Annotated in this window: 5 protein-coding genes, 9 tRNA genes, 5 rRNA genes and 2 pseudogenes; 18 read left to right on the top strand and 3 right to left on the bottom strand. The window is 46.7% G+C overall.

Going from position 1 to position 14,625, the window contains the following annotated elements; translation table 11 throughout:
• The first annotated feature begins 165 nt into the window (after positions 1-165).
• The 17 genes from NST98_RS12200 to tnpC all read left to right on the top strand — a co-directional run bounded on the left by NST98_RS12200 (position 166) and on the right by tnpC (position 11,513).
• Positions 166-3,092, top strand: a 23S ribosomal RNA gene (locus NST98_RS12200).
• A gap of 108 nt (positions 3,093-3,200) precedes the next feature.
• A 5S ribosomal RNA gene (gene rrf / locus NST98_RS12195) occupies positions 3,201-3,316 on the top strand.
• Between the two features lie 8 nt (positions 3,317-3,324).
• Positions 3,325-3,400: transfer RNA gene (locus tag NST98_RS12190), tRNA-Val, on the top strand.
• 6 nt (positions 3,401-3,406) lie between these two features.
• Positions 3,407-3,482: transfer RNA gene (locus tag NST98_RS12185), tRNA-Thr, on the top strand.
• 4 nt (positions 3,483-3,486) lie between these two features.
• Positions 3,487-3,561 (top strand) — tRNA-Lys (locus tag NST98_RS12180).
• A gap of 4 nt (positions 3,562-3,565) precedes the next feature.
• A tRNA-Leu gene (locus NST98_RS12175) sits at positions 3,566-3,650 on the top strand.
• Between the two features lie 17 nt (positions 3,651-3,667).
• A tRNA-Gly gene (locus NST98_RS12170) sits at positions 3,668-3,742 on the top strand.
• Positions 3,743-3,747: 5 nt separating this feature from the next.
• Positions 3,748-3,836 (top strand) — tRNA-Leu (locus NST98_RS12165).
• A 16-nt stretch (positions 3,837-3,852) separates the two neighbouring features.
• A tRNA-Arg gene (locus NST98_RS12160) sits at positions 3,853-3,929 on the top strand.
• A 6-nt stretch (positions 3,930-3,935) separates the two neighbouring features.
• Positions 3,936-4,012: transfer RNA gene (locus NST98_RS12155), tRNA-Pro, on the top strand.
• Positions 4,013-4,023: 11 nt separating this feature from the next.
• Positions 4,024-4,099, top strand: a tRNA-Ala gene (locus NST98_RS12150).
• A gap of 111 nt (positions 4,100-4,210) precedes the next feature.
• Positions 4,211-5,763: ribosomal RNA gene (locus NST98_RS12145) — 16S ribosomal RNA — on the top strand.
• A 303-nt stretch (positions 5,764-6,066) separates the two neighbouring features.
• Positions 6,067-8,993: ribosomal RNA gene (locus tag NST98_RS12140) — 23S ribosomal RNA — on the top strand.
• Positions 8,994-9,042: 49 nt separating this feature from the next.
• Positions 9,043-9,158, top strand: a 5S ribosomal RNA gene (rrf, locus tag NST98_RS12135).
• Together the 16S, 23S and 5S rRNA genes with 9 tRNA genes alongside form the textbook arrangement of a ribosomal RNA operon.
• A gap of 191 nt (positions 9,159-9,349) precedes the next feature.
• Complete coding sequence (locus NST98_RS12130) at positions 9,350-9,547, top strand: hypothetical protein (RefSeq protein WP_096550383.1); 198 nt, start codon at positions 9,350-9,352, stop codon at positions 9,545-9,547.
• The gene (gene tnpB / locus NST98_RS12125; protein ID WP_222837117.1) at positions 9,537-9,890 is read left to right on the top strand and encodes an IS66 family insertion sequence element accessory protein TnpB; all 354 of its coding nucleotides are present in this window, start codon (positions 9,537-9,539) and stop codon (positions 9,888-9,890) included. Before NST98_RS12130 ends, tnpB begins: the two co-directional genes overlap by 11 nt.
• A gap of 48 nt (positions 9,891-9,938) precedes the next feature.
• Entirely contained in the window at positions 9,939-11,513 is a 1,575-nt protein-coding gene (gene tnpC, locus NST98_RS12120) for an IS66 family transposase (protein WP_445684030.1), read from the top strand.
• Positions 11,514-11,956: 443 nt separating this feature from the next.
• Here the strand turns inward: tnpC and NST98_RS12115 are convergent, their stop codons facing one another.
• Positions 11,957-12,337: a hypothetical protein gene (locus NST98_RS12115; protein ID WP_340715223.1), complete on the bottom strand. Its 381-nt coding sequence runs from the start codon at positions 12,335-12,337 to the stop codon at positions 11,957-11,959.
• An 87-nt stretch (positions 12,338-12,424) separates the two neighbouring features.
• Positions 12,425-13,462 (bottom strand): annotated as a pseudogene (locus NST98_RS12110) (IS1595 family transposase).
• A 128-nt stretch (positions 13,463-13,590) separates the two neighbouring features.
• Here NST98_RS12110 and NST98_RS12105 point away from each other — a divergent pair.
• A pseudogene (locus NST98_RS12105) lies at positions 13,591-13,815 on the top strand (transposase domain-containing protein); the annotation flags it as partial.
• A gap of 127 nt (positions 13,816-13,942) precedes the next feature.
• Here the strand turns inward: NST98_RS12105 and NST98_RS12100 are convergent.
• The gene (locus tag NST98_RS12100) at positions 13,943-14,608 is read right to left on the bottom strand and encodes a LytR/AlgR family response regulator transcription factor (RefSeq protein ID WP_340715221.1); all 666 of its coding nucleotides are present in this window, start codon (positions 14,606-14,608) and stop codon (positions 13,943-13,945) included.
• Positions 14,609-14,625 lie beyond the last annotated feature (17 nt).

Genomic DNA, 14,625 nt, shown 5'->3' with positions numbered 1-14,625 from the left:
GGCTAACACGACGTAAATGCGACGTGGATTAAAGCCGTAAGGGTTGCGAGACGCAAGCAAGACAAGGAAATGAGCGAGTGAGAACCGGAGTGTACTACATGTGTACATGAGGATTCGAACGAGCGAAATTGACGAAGTATTGCGCAGCGTATCGAAAACCGTAAAGGTTAAGTTGTTAAGGGCGCACGGTGGATGCCTTGGCACTAGGAGCCGATGAAGGACGGGACTAACACCGATATGCTTCGGGGAGCTGTAAGTAAGCTTTGATCCGGAGATTTCCGAATGGGGGAACCCACTGTTCGTAATGGAACAGTATCTTAACGTGAATCCATAGCGTTAAGAAGGCACACCCAGGGAACTGAAACATCTAAGTACCTGGAGGAGAAGAAAGAAAAATCGATTCCCTGAGTAGCGGCGAGCGAAACGGGAACAGCCCAAACCAAGAGGCTTGCCTCTTGGGGTTGTAGGACACTCTATACGGAGTTACAAAAGGATGGGTTAGATGAACCGTTCTGGAAAGGACGGCCAGAGAAGGTAAAAGCCCTGTAGTCGAAAATCCATCCTCTCCTGAGTGGATCCTGAGTACGGCGGAACACGTGAAATTCCGTCGGAATCCGGGAGGACCATCTCCCAAGGCTAAATACTCCCTAGTGACCGATAGTGAACCAGTACCGTGAGGGAAAGGTGAAAAGCACCCCGGGAGGGGAGTGAAAGAGAACCTGAAACCGTGTGCCTACAAGTAGTCAGAGCCCGTTAACGGGTGATGGCGTGCCTTTTGTAGAATGAACCGGCGAGTTACGATTACGTGCAAGGTTAAGCAGAAAATGCGGAGCCGCAGCGAAAGCGAGTCTGAATAGGGCGTTTTGAGTACGTGGTCGTAGACCCGAAACCAGGTGATCTACCCATGTCCAGGGTGAAGGTGAGGTAACACTCACTGGAGGCCCGAACCCACGCACGTTGAAAAGTGCGGGGATGAGGTGTGGGTAGCGGAGAAATTCCAATCGAACTTGGAGATAGCTGGTTCTCTCCGAAATAGCTTTAGGGCTAGCCTCGTGTGAAGAATACTGGAGGTAGAGCACTGTTTGGACTAGGGGCCCACCTCGGGTTACCGAATTCAGACAAACTCCGAATGCCAGCTATTTATACACGGGAGTCAGACTACGAGTGATAAGATCCGTGGTCAAAAGGGAAACAGCCCAGACCACCAGCTAAGGTCCCAAAGTAATCGTTAAGTGGAAAAGGATGTGGCGTTGCTTAGACAACCAGGATGTTGGCTTAGAAGCAGCCATCATTTAAAGAGTGCGTAATAGCTCACTGGTCGAGTGACGCTGCGCCGAAAATGTAACGGGGCTAAACGATTCACCGAAGCTGTGGATTCGTGCGTTGCACGAGTGGTAGGAGAGCGTTCTAAGTGCGTCGAAGTCAGACCGGAAGGACTGGTGGAGCGCTTAGAAGTGAGAATGCCGGTATGAGTAGCGAAAGATGGGTGAGAATCCCATCCACCGAATGACTAAGGTTTCCTGAGGAAGGCTCGTCCGCTCAGGGTTAGTCGGGACCTAAGTCGAGGCCGAAAGGCGTAGACGATGGACAACAGGTTGATATTCCTGTACCACCTCCCCGCCGTTTGAGTGATGGGGGGACGCAGGAGGATAGGGAATGCACGCCGTTGGTCGAGCGTGTCCAAGCAGCAAGGCGTGGAAGTAGGCAAATCCGCTTCCTAATACGCCGAGCTGTGATGGGGAGCGCGTTATGCGCGAAGTTCCTGATTTCACACTGCCAAGAAAAGCCTCTAGCGAGGCGGGAGGTGCCCGTACCGCAAACCGACACAGGTAGTCGAGGAGAGAATCCTAAGGTGAGCGAGAGAACTCTCGTTAAGGAACTCGGCAAAATGACCCCGTAACTTCGGGAGAAGGGGTGCTCATTGGGGTGCAAGCCCTGATGAGCCGCAGTGAATAGGCCCAGGCGACTGTTTAGCAAAAACACAGGTCTCTGCAAAACCGTAAGGTGAAGTATAGGGGCTGACGCCTGCCCGGTGCTGGAAGGTTAAGAGGAGGAGTTAGCGCAAGCGAAGCTCCGAATTGAAGCCCCAGTAAACGGCGGCCGTAACTATAACGGTCCTAAGGTAGCGAAATTCCTTGTCGGGTAAGTTCCGACCCGCACGAAAGGCGTAACGATCTGGGCACTGTCTCAACGAGAGACTCGGTGAAATTATAGTACCTGTGAAGATGCAGGTTACCCGCGACAGGACGGAAAGACCCCGTGGAGCTTTACTGTAACCTGATATTGAATTTCGGTGCAACTTGTACAGGATAGGTAGGAGCCGTAGAAGGGGGAGCGCCAGCTTCCCTGGAGGCGCCCTTGGGATACTACCCTGGTTGTACTGAAATTCTAACCCGCAAGCCTGATCGGCTTGGGAGACAGTGTCAGGTGGACAGTTTGACTGGGGCGGTCGCCTCCTAAAAGGTAACGGAGGCGCCCAAAGGTTCCCTCAGAATGGTTGGAAATCATTCGCAGAGTGTAAAGGCATAAGGGAGCTTGACTGCGAGACCTACAAGTCGAGCAGGGTCGAAAGACGGGCTTAGTGATCCGGTGGTTCCGCATGGAAGGGCCATCGCTCAACGGATAAAAGCTACCCCGGGGATAACAGGCTTATCTCCCCCAAGAGTCCACATCGACGGGGAGGTTTGGCACCTCGATGTCGGCTCATCGCATCCTGGGGCTGTAGTCGGTCCCAAGGGTTGGGCTGTTCGCCCATTAAAGCGGTACGCGAGCTGGGTTCAGAACGTCGTGAGACAGTTCGGTCCCTATCCGTCGTGGGCGTAGGAAATTTGAGAGGAGCTGTCCTTAGTACGAGAGGACCGGGATGGACACACCGCTGGTGTACCAGTTGTCTTGCCAAAGGCACCGCTGGGTAGCTATGTGTGGACGGGATAAGTGCTGAAAGCATCTAAGCATGAAGCCCCCCTCAAGATGAGATTTCCCATTGCATAAGCAAGTAAGATCCCTCAAAGACGATGAGGTAGATAGGTCCGAGGTGGAAGCACGGTGACGTGTGGAGCTGACGGATACTAATCGATCGAGGACTTAACCAATCATTTTCAATGTCGTTATCCAGTTTTGAGAGAACAAAAATTATTTTAAAAAAACACTTGCAATTCTTTGATTAAGTGATATAATAGTTTTTGTCTCAAAACAAATAGTCTAGTGACGATGGCAAAGAGGATACACCCGTTCCCATACCGAACACGGAAGTTAAGCTCTTTAGCGCCGATGGTAGTAAGGGGCTTCCCCTTGTGAGAGTAGGACGTTGCTAGGCTAATATATGGAGGATTAGCTCAGCTGGGAGAGCACCTGCCTTACAAGCAGGGGGTCGGCGGTTCGATCCCGTCATCCTCCACCATATCATGCCGGTGTAGCTCAATTGGCAGAGCAACTGACTTGTAATCAGTAGGTTGAGGGTTCGATTCCTTTCGCCGGCACCATCATGAGCCATTAGCTCAGTGGTAGAGCATCTGACTTTTAATCAGAGGGTCGAAGGTTCAAGTCCTTCATGGCTCACCATTTTGCGGGTGTGGCGGAATTGGCAGACGCACTAGACTTAGGATCTAGCGCCTCACGGCGTGGGGGTTCGACTCCCTCCACCCGCACCATTTAAAATATAATTATTGCGGAAGTAGTTCAGTGGTAGAACACCACCTTGCCAAGGTGGGGGTCGCGGGTTCGAACCCCGTCTTCCGCTCCAATAATGCCGGGGTGGCGGAATTGGCAGACGCACAGGACTTAAAATCCTGCGGTAGGTGACTACCGTACCGGTTCGACTCCGGTCCTCGGCACCATGTAAAATAGAAGTTAGCGCCAGTAGCTCAATTGGATAGAGCGTCTGACTACGGATCAGAAGGTTGTGGGTTCGACTCCTGCCTGGCGCGCCATAAAATCGGGAAGTAGCTCAGCTTGGTAGAGCACTTGGTTTGGGACCAAGGGGTCGCAGGTTCGAATCCTGTCTTCCCGACCATACATTATATTGGGGCATTAGCTCAGCTGGGAGAGCGCCTGCCTTGCACGCAGGAGGTCAGCGGTTCGATCCCGCTATGCTCCACCATGAACCTTGAAAACTGAACAACAAAACGTTAATGCAATAAATTATCTAGTTGTTAACCCTCGTTAACAAACTAGATTCGGACATTCAATTTTTGAGCAAATCAAATTTTCTTTTATGGAGAGTTTGATCCTGGCTCAGGACGAACGCTGGCGGCGTGCCTAATACATGCAAGTCGAGCGAACCAATTGAAAGCCTAGCTTTCATGAGGTTAGCGGCGGACGGGTGAGTAACACGTGGGTAACCTGCCCTATAGACTGGGATAACTCGCGGAAACGCGTGCTAATACCGGATAACACATCAAAGTGCATGCTTTGGTGTTGAAAGATGGTTCTGCTATCACTATAGGATGGGCCCGCGGCGCATTAGCTTGTTGGTGGGGTAACGGCCTACCAAGGCGACGATGCGTAGCCGACCTGAGAGGGTGATCGGCCACACTGGGACTGAGACACGGCCCAGACTCCTACGGGAGGCAGCAGTAGGGAATCTTCCACAATGGGCGAAAGCCTGATGGAGCAACGCCGCGTGAGCGAAGAAGGTCTTCGGATCGTAAAGCTCTGTTGTAAGGGAAGAACAAGTGCAGTAGTAACTGGCTGCACCTTGACGGTACCTTACTAGAAAGCCACGGCTAACTACGTGCCAGCAGCCGCGGTAATACGTAGGTGGCAAGCGTTGTCCGGAATTATTGGGCGTAAAGCGCGCGCAGGCGGTTTCTTAAGTCTGATGTGAAAGCCCCCGGCTTAACCGGGGAGGGTCATTGGAAACTGGGAGACTTGAGTGCAGGAGAGGGAAGCGGAATTCCATGTGTAGCGGTGAAATGCGTAGAGATATGGAGGAACACCAGTGGCGAAGGCGGCTTCCTGGCCTGTAACTGACGCTGAGGCGCGAAAGCGTGGGGAGCAAACAGGATTAGATACCCTGGTAGTCCACGCCGTAAACGATGAGTGCTAAGTGTTAGGGGGTTTCCACCCCTTAGTGCTGCAGCTAACGCATTAAGCACTCCGCCTGGGGAGTACGGTCGCAAGACTGAAACTCAAAGGAATTGACGGGGGCCCGCACAAGCGGTGGAGCATGTGGTTTAATTCGAAGCAACGCGAAGAACCTTACCAGGTCTTGACATCCCGCTGACCGCTATGGAGACATAGCCTTCCCTTCGGGGACAGCGGTGACAGGTGGTGCATGGTTGTCGTCAGCTCGTGTCGTGAGATGTTGGGTTAAGTCCCGCAACGAGCGCAACCCTTGTCCTTAGTTGCCATCATTCAGTTGGGCACTCTAAGGAGACTGCCGTACAAATACGGAGGAAGGTGGGGATGACGTCAAATCATCATGCCCCTTATGACCTGGGCTACACACGTGCTACAATGGACGGTACAAACGGTCGCGAAGTCGCGAGACGGAGCCAATCCGAAAAAACCGTTCTCAGTTCGGATTGCAGGCTGCAACTCGCCTGCATGAAGCCGGAATCGCTAGTAATCGCGGATCAGCATGCCGCGGTGAATACGTTCCCGGGCCTTGTACACACCGCCCGTCACACCACGAGAGTCTGTAACACCCGAAGTCGGTGAGGTAACCCTTTCGGGAGCCAGCCGCCGAAGGTGGGACAGATGATTGGGGTGAAGTCGTAACAAGGTAGCCGTATCGGAAGGTGCGGCTGGATCACCTCCTTTCTAAGGATATTTACGGAAGCATTAGCGTTTTGTGTTCAGTTTTGAAGGTTTATGACCTTCAAAGTTATAGTGTTGTTCTTTGAAAACTGGATAAACGACATTGAAAGCAAGCAATTTACTGTAAAGCGCAAACAACTAGGCTAACACGACGTAAATGCGACGTGGATTAAAGCCGTAAGGGTTGCGAGACGCAAGCAAGACAAGGAAATGAGCGAGTGAGAACCGGAGTGTACTACATGTGTACATGAGGATTCGAACGAGCGAAATTGACGAAGTATTGCGCAGCGTATCGAAAACCGTAAAGGTTAAGTTGTTAAGGGCGCACGGTGGATGCCTTGGCACTAGGAGCCGATGAAGGACGGGACTAACACCGATATGCTTCGGGGAGCTGTAAGTAAGCTTTGATCCGGAGATTTCCGAATGGGGGAACCCACTGTTCGTAATGGAACAGTATCTTAACGTGAATCCATAGCGTTAAGAAGGCACACCCAGGGAACTGAAACATCTAAGTACCTGGAGGAGAAGAAAGAAAAATCGATTCCCTGAGTAGCGGCGAGCGAAACGGGAACAGCCCAAACCAAGAGGCTTGCCTCTTGGGGTTGTAGGACACTCTATACGGAGTTACAAAAGGATGGGTTAGATGAACCGTTCTGGAAAGGACGGCCAGAGAAGGTAAAAGCCCTGTAGTCGAAAATCCATCCTCTCCTGAGTGGATCCTGAGTACGGCGGAACACGTGAAATTCCGTCGGAATCCGGGAGGACCATCTCCCAAGGCTAAATACTCCCTAGTGACCGATAGTGAACCAGTACCGTGAGGGAAAGGTGAAAAGCACCCCGGGAGGGGAGTGAAAGAGAACCTGAAACCGTGTGCCTACAAGTAGTCAGAGCCCGTTAACGGGTGATGGCGTGCCTTTTGTAGAATGAACCGGCGAGTTACGATTACGTGCAAGGTTAAGCAGAAAATGCGGAGCCGCAGCGAAAGCGAGTCTGAATAGGGCGTTTTGAGTACGTGGTCGTAGACCCGAAACCAGGTGATCTACCCATGTCCAGGGTGAAGGTGAGGTAACACTCACTGGAGGCCCGAACCCACGCACGTTGAAAAGTGCGGGGATGAGGTGTGGGTAGCGGAGAAATTCCAATCGAACTTGGAGATAGCTGGTTCTCTCCGAAATAGCTTTAGGGCTAGCCTCGTGTGAAGAATACTGGAGGTAGAGCACTGTTTGGACTAGGGGCCCACCTCGGGTTACCGAATTCAGACAAACTCCGAATGCCAGCTATTTATACACGGGAGTCAGACTACGAGTGATAAGATCCGTGGTCAAAAGGGAAACAGCCCAGACCACCAGCTAAGGTCCCAAAGTAATCGTTAAGTGGAAAAGGATGTGGCGTTGCTTAGACAACCAGGATGTTGGCTTAGAAGCAGCCATCATTTAAAGAGTGCGTAATAGCTCACTGGTCGAGTGACGCTGCGCCGAAAATGTATCGGGGCTAAACGATTCACCGAAGCTGTGGATTCGTGCGTTGCACGAGTGGTAGGAGAGCGTTCTAAGTGCGTCGAAGTCAGACCGGAAGGACTGGTGGAGCGCTTAGAAGTGAGAATGCCGGTATGAGTAGCGAAAGATGGGTGAGAATCCCATCCACCGAATGACTAAGGTTTCCTGAGGAAGGCTCGTCCGCTCAGGGTTAGTCGGGACCTAAGTCGAGGCCGAAAGGCGTAGACGATGGACAACAGGTTGATATTCCTGTACCACCTCCCCGCCGTTTGAGTGATGGGGGGACGCAGGAGGATAGGGAATGCACGCCGTTGGTCGAGCGTGTCCAAGCAGCAAGGCGTGGAAGTAGGCAAATCCGCTTCCTAATACGCCGAGCTGTGATGGGGAGCGCGTTATGCGCGAAGTTCCTGATTTCACACTGCCAAGAAAAGCCTCTAGCGAGGCGGGAGGTGCCCGTACCGCAAACCGACACAGGTAGTCGAGGAGAGAATCCTAAGGTGAGCGAGAGAACTCTCGTTAAGGAACTCGGCAAAATGACCCCGTAACTTCGGGAGAAGGGGTGCTCATTGGGGTGCAAGCCCTGATGAGCCGCAGTGAATAGGCCCAGGCGACTGTTTAGCAAAAACACAGGTCTCTGCAAAACCGTAAGGTGAAGTATAGGGGCTGACGCCTGCCCGGTGCTGGAAGGTTAAGAGGAGGAGTTAGCGCAAGCGAAGCTCCGAATTGAAGCCCCAGTAAACGGCGGCCGTAACTATAACGGTCCTAAGGTAGCGAAATTCCTTGTCGGGTAAGTTCCGACCCGCACGAAAGGCGTAACGATCTGGGCACTGTCTCAACGAGAGACTCGGTGAAATTATAGTACCTGTGAAGATGCAGGTTACCCGCGACAGGACGGAAAGACCCCGTGGAGCTTTACTGTAACCTGATATTGAATTTCGGTGCAACTTGTACAGGATAGGTAGGAGCCGTAGAAGGGGGAGCGCCAGCTTCCCTGGAGGCGCCCTTGGGATACTACCCTGGTTGTACTGAAATTCTAACCCGCAAGCCTGATCGGCTTGGGAGACAGTGTCAGGTGGACAGTTTGACTGGGGCGGTCGCCTCCTAAAAGGTAACGGAGGCGCCCAAAGGTTCCCTCAGAATGGTTGGAAATCATTCGCAGAGTGTAAAGGCATAAGGGAGCTTGACTGCGAGACCTACAAGTCGAGCAGGGTCGAAAGACGGGCTTAGTGATCCGGTGGTTCCGCATGGAAGGGCCATCGCTCAACGGATAAAAGCTACCCCGGGGATAACAGGCTTATCTCCCCCAAGAGTCCACATCGACGGGGAGGTTTGGCACCTCGATGTCGGCTCATCGCATCCTGGGGCTGTAGTCGGTCCCAAGGGTTGGGCTGTTCGCCCATTAAAGCGGTACGCGAGCTGGGTTCAGAACGTCGTGAGACAGTTCGGTCCCTATCCGTCGTGGGCGTAGGAAATTTGAGAGGAGCTGTCCTTAGTACGAGAGGACCGGGATGGACACACCGCTGGTGTACCAGTTGTCTTGCCAAAGGCACCGCTGGGTAGCTATGTGTGGACGGGATAAGTGCTGAAAGCATCTAAGCATGAAGCCCCCCTCAAGATGAGATTTCCCATTGCATAAGCAAGTAAGATCCCTCAAAGACGATGAGGTAGATAGGTCCGAGGTGGAAGCACGGTGACGTGTGGAGCTGACGGATACTAATCGATCGAGGACTTAACCAATCATTTTCAATGTCGTTATCCAGTTTTGAGAGAACAACCTCTCATATAGTGAAGTGACGATGGCGAAGAGGTCACACCCGTTCCCATACCGAACACGGAAGTTAAGCTCTTCAGCGCCGATGGTAGTAAGGGGCTTCCCCTTGTGAGAGTAGGACGTCGCTTCGCAAAAAGGCACCACAACAGTGGTGCTTTTTTTATTGCAAAAATTGAAGCCCCTTACTACCAAGGACTGAAAGTCCGATCGGCGCGATAGAGAAGTGGCATTTAAAACGTAAGCCCGAATTCAAACGACGCATATCAATCGATCGTACCTCCCTGTAAGATAGAGTTATCGATTACAGAGGAGGTGTTTTTGTTTGGCAGTTGAAAAATTAAATATCGTCCCTGTCAATTTGGAATCCGATTCTGATTCAACTTCACCCTCAACGAGTCGTGGTCCTCTCAAACCTGTATGCGTTATTCAAGCAACAAATTTTAAAATCTCCTTTTACCCCGGTGTAAAACCTCACATCATTCAAACGGTCATCAAGGAGTTGAATAGCAGTGATTCATGATTTTACTAAGTGTAAAAATATCTATATCATTTGTGGTCGTACGGATATGAGAAAAGGAATTGATGGTCTTGCCACCTTAATTCAGGATTCTTTCGAACTGGATCCATATAGCAACGCCATTTTCTTATTTTGTGGACGGAAGAAAGACCGCTATAAATGTTTGTATTTTGATGGAGATGGCTTCGCCATGTTATACAAACGAATCGATAACGGCAAACTCCAATGGCCCAGAAATGAAAATGAGGTTCGAAATTTGACTCAACAGGAGCTTCGATGGTTACTCGAAGGGCTCTCGATTCAACAACCTAAAGCCATCCAAAAATCGAAAAAAGGTGTCTTCTAAATACCGATTCATGATATAATCAACTCTATATAGAATCAGTACGGAAAAGTGGTGGATGTTGTGAACAATGATTCATACGAAAAGTTAATTCAGTCATTAGAAGAGCAACTAGCTCATGCCAATCAAAAAAATGATGAATTGTTGAAACAAATTGAATTATTGTCACAACAAGTTCGTTATTTAACTAAACGGCTTTATGGCTCAAAATCTGAAAAATCAAAGTATCAAGCTCCAGACGGACAGTATTCTTTGTTTGATGACGACTCTTTTTTTAATGAACCTGAGCACACAGGAGAAAAAAGCACGGACACTGTGACATACACAGTTGTTCGTAAACGACATAACAAGAAAAAACGAAATGATTCTTTTATGGATGGTTTAGAAATTGAAGAAATTCATCATCATCCAGAAAACTTACAATGCGAGTGTTGTCAATCACCTATGACAGAGATTGGCAGCACGATTGTACGAGAAGAAGCAAAATTCATACCAGCTACTATGAAGCGTGTTCAGCATATTGAACACGCTTATGAGTGCAGGTCTTGTAAAAAAGATTCGAATAAAGACTCACAAATCAAACGTGGAAAAGCACCGCAACCTGCCATTCTGCGAAGTATCGCAGGACCAACGGTCTTAGCAAAACTCATCTATGATAAATTTATTCTTTATTTACCCTTATATAGGCAGGTAAAGGAATGGCATCGTTATGGTTTACTAACCAATGATAAGAACCTATCCAACTGGGTGATTCGCACGGCAGAAGATTGGCTTCTTCCATTATATAATCGAATGAAAGAAACCCTCATGAAAAAATCAATTCTTCATGTCGATGAAACCTATGCCCAAGTATTGAACCGCTCAGATGGAAAGCCAGCTCAATCTAAAGCTTACAACTGGGTGTTCCGTAGCGTAGGATCTCAAGGTCCAGCAATTGTTCTGTTCCATAGTGCTTTATCCCGAAGTCGGGAAATTTTGACTGACTTTATGAAAGGCTTTAAAGGGACGATTATCTGCGATGGATATTCTGCATACCATGATGTGCCAAATATTCATTTTGCCAACTGCTGGGCTCATGTTCGTCGATACTGGTTAAAAGCCGAAAGTAAAAATGGACGGATTGGTGTCGATTATTGTGATCGACTTTACCGCCTAGAACGGAAATTTAAGAAACTTCGGCCGAGCGAACGGAGAAAAGCTAGACAAAAAGAGTCCAAACCTATCGTTGAGGCATTTTTCAAATGGATTGACGAATCTCCTTTCTATGGGAAGAATGCCCTTGCCAAAGCTGCGGAATATACATTGAAGCACGCCGAAGGTTTAAAAGCTTTTCTGTATGATGGACGCATTGAAATGGACAACAACCCAGCTGAAAATGCGATTCGGCCGAATGTCATTGGACGAAAAAACTGGCTGTTTTCCGTGAGTGAATCGGGAGCCGATGCAAACGCCATCTGTTTAAGCTTGGCTGAAACGGCAAAAGCTAATGGAATTGATTTTTATCAATACTTAGTGAAAGTATTGTCGGAACTCCCAAGTTTACCAATCCATCAACAGCCAGAAATATTAGATCGCTATTTGCCATGGTCGAAAACAATTTGTGAATCATGTGCAATGGCAAAATAGCCCTTAATCCGAAAAAATATTGGATTGAAGGGCTATTCGTCGTGCGTACCAGAGGGTGCGCATTTTTTTATTTATCTCACATATTTCGGGCTTACTTTAAAACGTAAGCAAAACAATTATTTGGAGGAGACGAGAAGCACGGGGACCAAGAAGTTCAAGGAAGCGAGGCGGCCCGGAGCGGAGCGTACTATGTACGTGAGCACCGGACCGCCGAAGCAGACGCAGAAATTCGCCGGTCAACGTGCTTCGGAGTTAGCGCCGATGGTAGTTAAGGGGTCCCCTTGTGAGAGTAGGACGTCGCTTCGCAAAAAAGGGCTCTATAATATTTGGTGTTGGTGGATACAACCAGCACCATTTTTTACACAAAGGCTCTGTTAAACTTTATTGTTGAATTTATGATTATATAAAATAGGCTTGTCTCATTTTAGAGAACAAGCCTATTTTTACTCTTTTAGAGTGGGTGGAATTTTAACTAACACATAGTCACCAGTCCACATTTGTATCGATATAATCAAATTTTCACCTTGCTTTTCAAAGAAGAGTCCATTTCCATCTTTTTGTTTGAAAACCCAACCATATTGACTAACCATTTCCTTGATAATTTCATCAGCTATGGATATATTTCGTTCGCTTATAATATACCATTGCTGACCGTTTTCGTTTAATAATTTAACGATTTTTTCATCAGAATTATTTAATTTTTCTATGACCTCTTTTTTGCTCATGTTTTCTATCGGAAGTGAAGGATAGTAGAGTTTGTTGTAGAATACAAAAGCCCCAACAAATACAATCATCAATCCGATTGTTAATAACAGCTTTTTCATAAAATACCTCCTATTTACAATCTTTCAAGACAATCCAATCATATATAGAATATTCGACAATTATTCCCAATTACCTTCATACTTCTCTCACACAGCAAATTTCTTTAAGCGAAGTGATGTGTTAGTTTCCGTCATTCTATGAATACAACTTTGAACAAGAAACTCCTTAATAAATACATCATCTGTTTTAAATTGGATGCTATCGAGATACGTAAACCAAGCAAGGTAATTTTGGAGATATTTTGTTGCTACTCCATTAAATTTACGCACCCATCCCTTTAAACGACTATGAAAATTATTCACATTTTGGATATGAAAAATGCCTTTTACGTGTTCTTTCTTTGATGCAGTAAATGTGTAATGTTCCATAATACCTTTTGTTTTTGCAAATGGTTTGAAAGCTCTCCAAAAATCTGTGCATAGCGTATTAGTAGAGGATTATTTATCTCCTACCGCTTTACCTAATTGTGTTGTTTCAATACGAGCACGACCTAAAACCGAAGACACAGTTGCTTTCGTTCTATCTCTTGCAACTAATACACAGACTTGTTGCTTACTAATGCCACGTTTTTTAGCTTTACCGCCACGCTTACGTGGTTTCCGACCCTGGATTTTACGTTGCCCTTTTTCAGAGTATAAGAAATACGTTTCATCCATCTCTACAATGCCATTAAATGCTTCAAAATCAAGTTGTGCAAGTGCAGTTAGCAGTTTATGCCGATAATAAAATAGGCTTACGTGAGAAATGCCACCAATGATTTTGGCAGATTTTCGTAACGAATACCCTTGTAACATACATTGTACAAATTGCACTATTAAATGACCTTTTCGTACACGATATAAAGGAGTATTAGTTGTATCCGTAAATGTTTTTTTACAACGATAGCGTTGACGTTCTACATCTTTTGAATTGACTTTTACCATGTATTTTCCGAAACGAACTACTTCTTTGGATGAACAATGAGGACAAGTATAGCCATCAGCATTTTTACGTTCAAGAATATCATTAAAAATCGGTTCTGATGTAAGAAACGGTTTTAAGTTAGTTGTGAAAAAATCCAATAAACGTTGTTGGTCGGTAGTATTCAAACTTTGAACAGCTTTAATAATATCAACTAATTTCATTGTCATCCCTCCGAACGTATATTCTTAATAATATCATAGAATATATGTTCGTATAAATCGAATATTAACAATGAGTTTTAACATAGCCTACACAAAAAGTAAGCCCGAATTCAAACGACGCATATCAACGAAAAAACTGGCTGTTTTCCGTGAGTGAATCGGGAGCCGATACAAATGCCATCTGTTTAAGCTTGGCTGAAACGGCAAAAGCTAATGGAATTGATTGCTATCAATACTTGGTCAAAGTATTGACAGAACTCCCGAACCTCCCAATCCATCAACAGCCAGAAATATTAGATCGCTATTTGCCATGGTCGAAAACAATTTGTGAATCATGTGCAATGGCAAAATAGCCCTCAATCCGAAAAAACTTGGGATTGAAGGGCTATTCGTCGTGTGTACCAGAAGGGTGCGCATTTTTTTATTTATCTCACATATTTCGGGATTACTTTGGAACATAATTAACAAACATTTAAATCATTAAAATTCAAGTAATCTTCTTAAGTCATTAATATACGATTGACTAACAGGTAATTCGGTGCCATTTTTTAATTGAATGATAAAGTTTGTCGTAATATCCTTCGTGATATTTTTAATAAAATAAATGTTTAATATATATGAACGATGTACTCGAACAAAAAATTCCGGTAACTTTGTTTGAAGCTCTTTTAACGTATAATTTGTTTTAAAATGTTCATCATTTGCATAAAACCAAGTTCGTTTTTGCAAGCTTTCGATATGAGAAATTTCCTCTACAGGTACGGGTGTCCACAAATCTTCCTGCTTACCAGTTAAAAATTTATAGGCTTCCTTTTTTTCTGGAGTATAGGAAGATGGGAAAATAATAATAAGTGCGGCATTTTTTTGACTTAAGTAAATAGGGTAGCCTATTACGAAATAGGGTTTTCCAAATATTGTTGAATCCAATACAATTCCAGTTTTCATTCGAGTTTGTAATACATGAGATGCAACGCTTTCTGGGTGGATTTTGTCCTCGGTAGTAAGATGTAAATGTTCGATACTTGGTGAATAATAAATATAAGAATCTTCGGAAGCTACAGCAATGGATGCATTTTTAGGAATCCAATCTTCTAATATAATTTTTAATTGTTCTAATCCCTCATTTGAAATATCCACACATAACATCTCTACACTACTTCCCC

The sequence above is a fragment of the Ureibacillus sp. FSL W8-0352 genome, from assembly GCF_038004345.1.
In the GTDB taxonomy this organism is placed as follows: Bacteria; Bacillota; Bacilli; order Bacillales_A; family Planococcaceae; genus Ureibacillus; species Ureibacillus thermosphaericus.
Note: the sequence above shows the minus strand (reverse complement) of the source record. Positions and strands in the feature narration are given on the sequence as shown.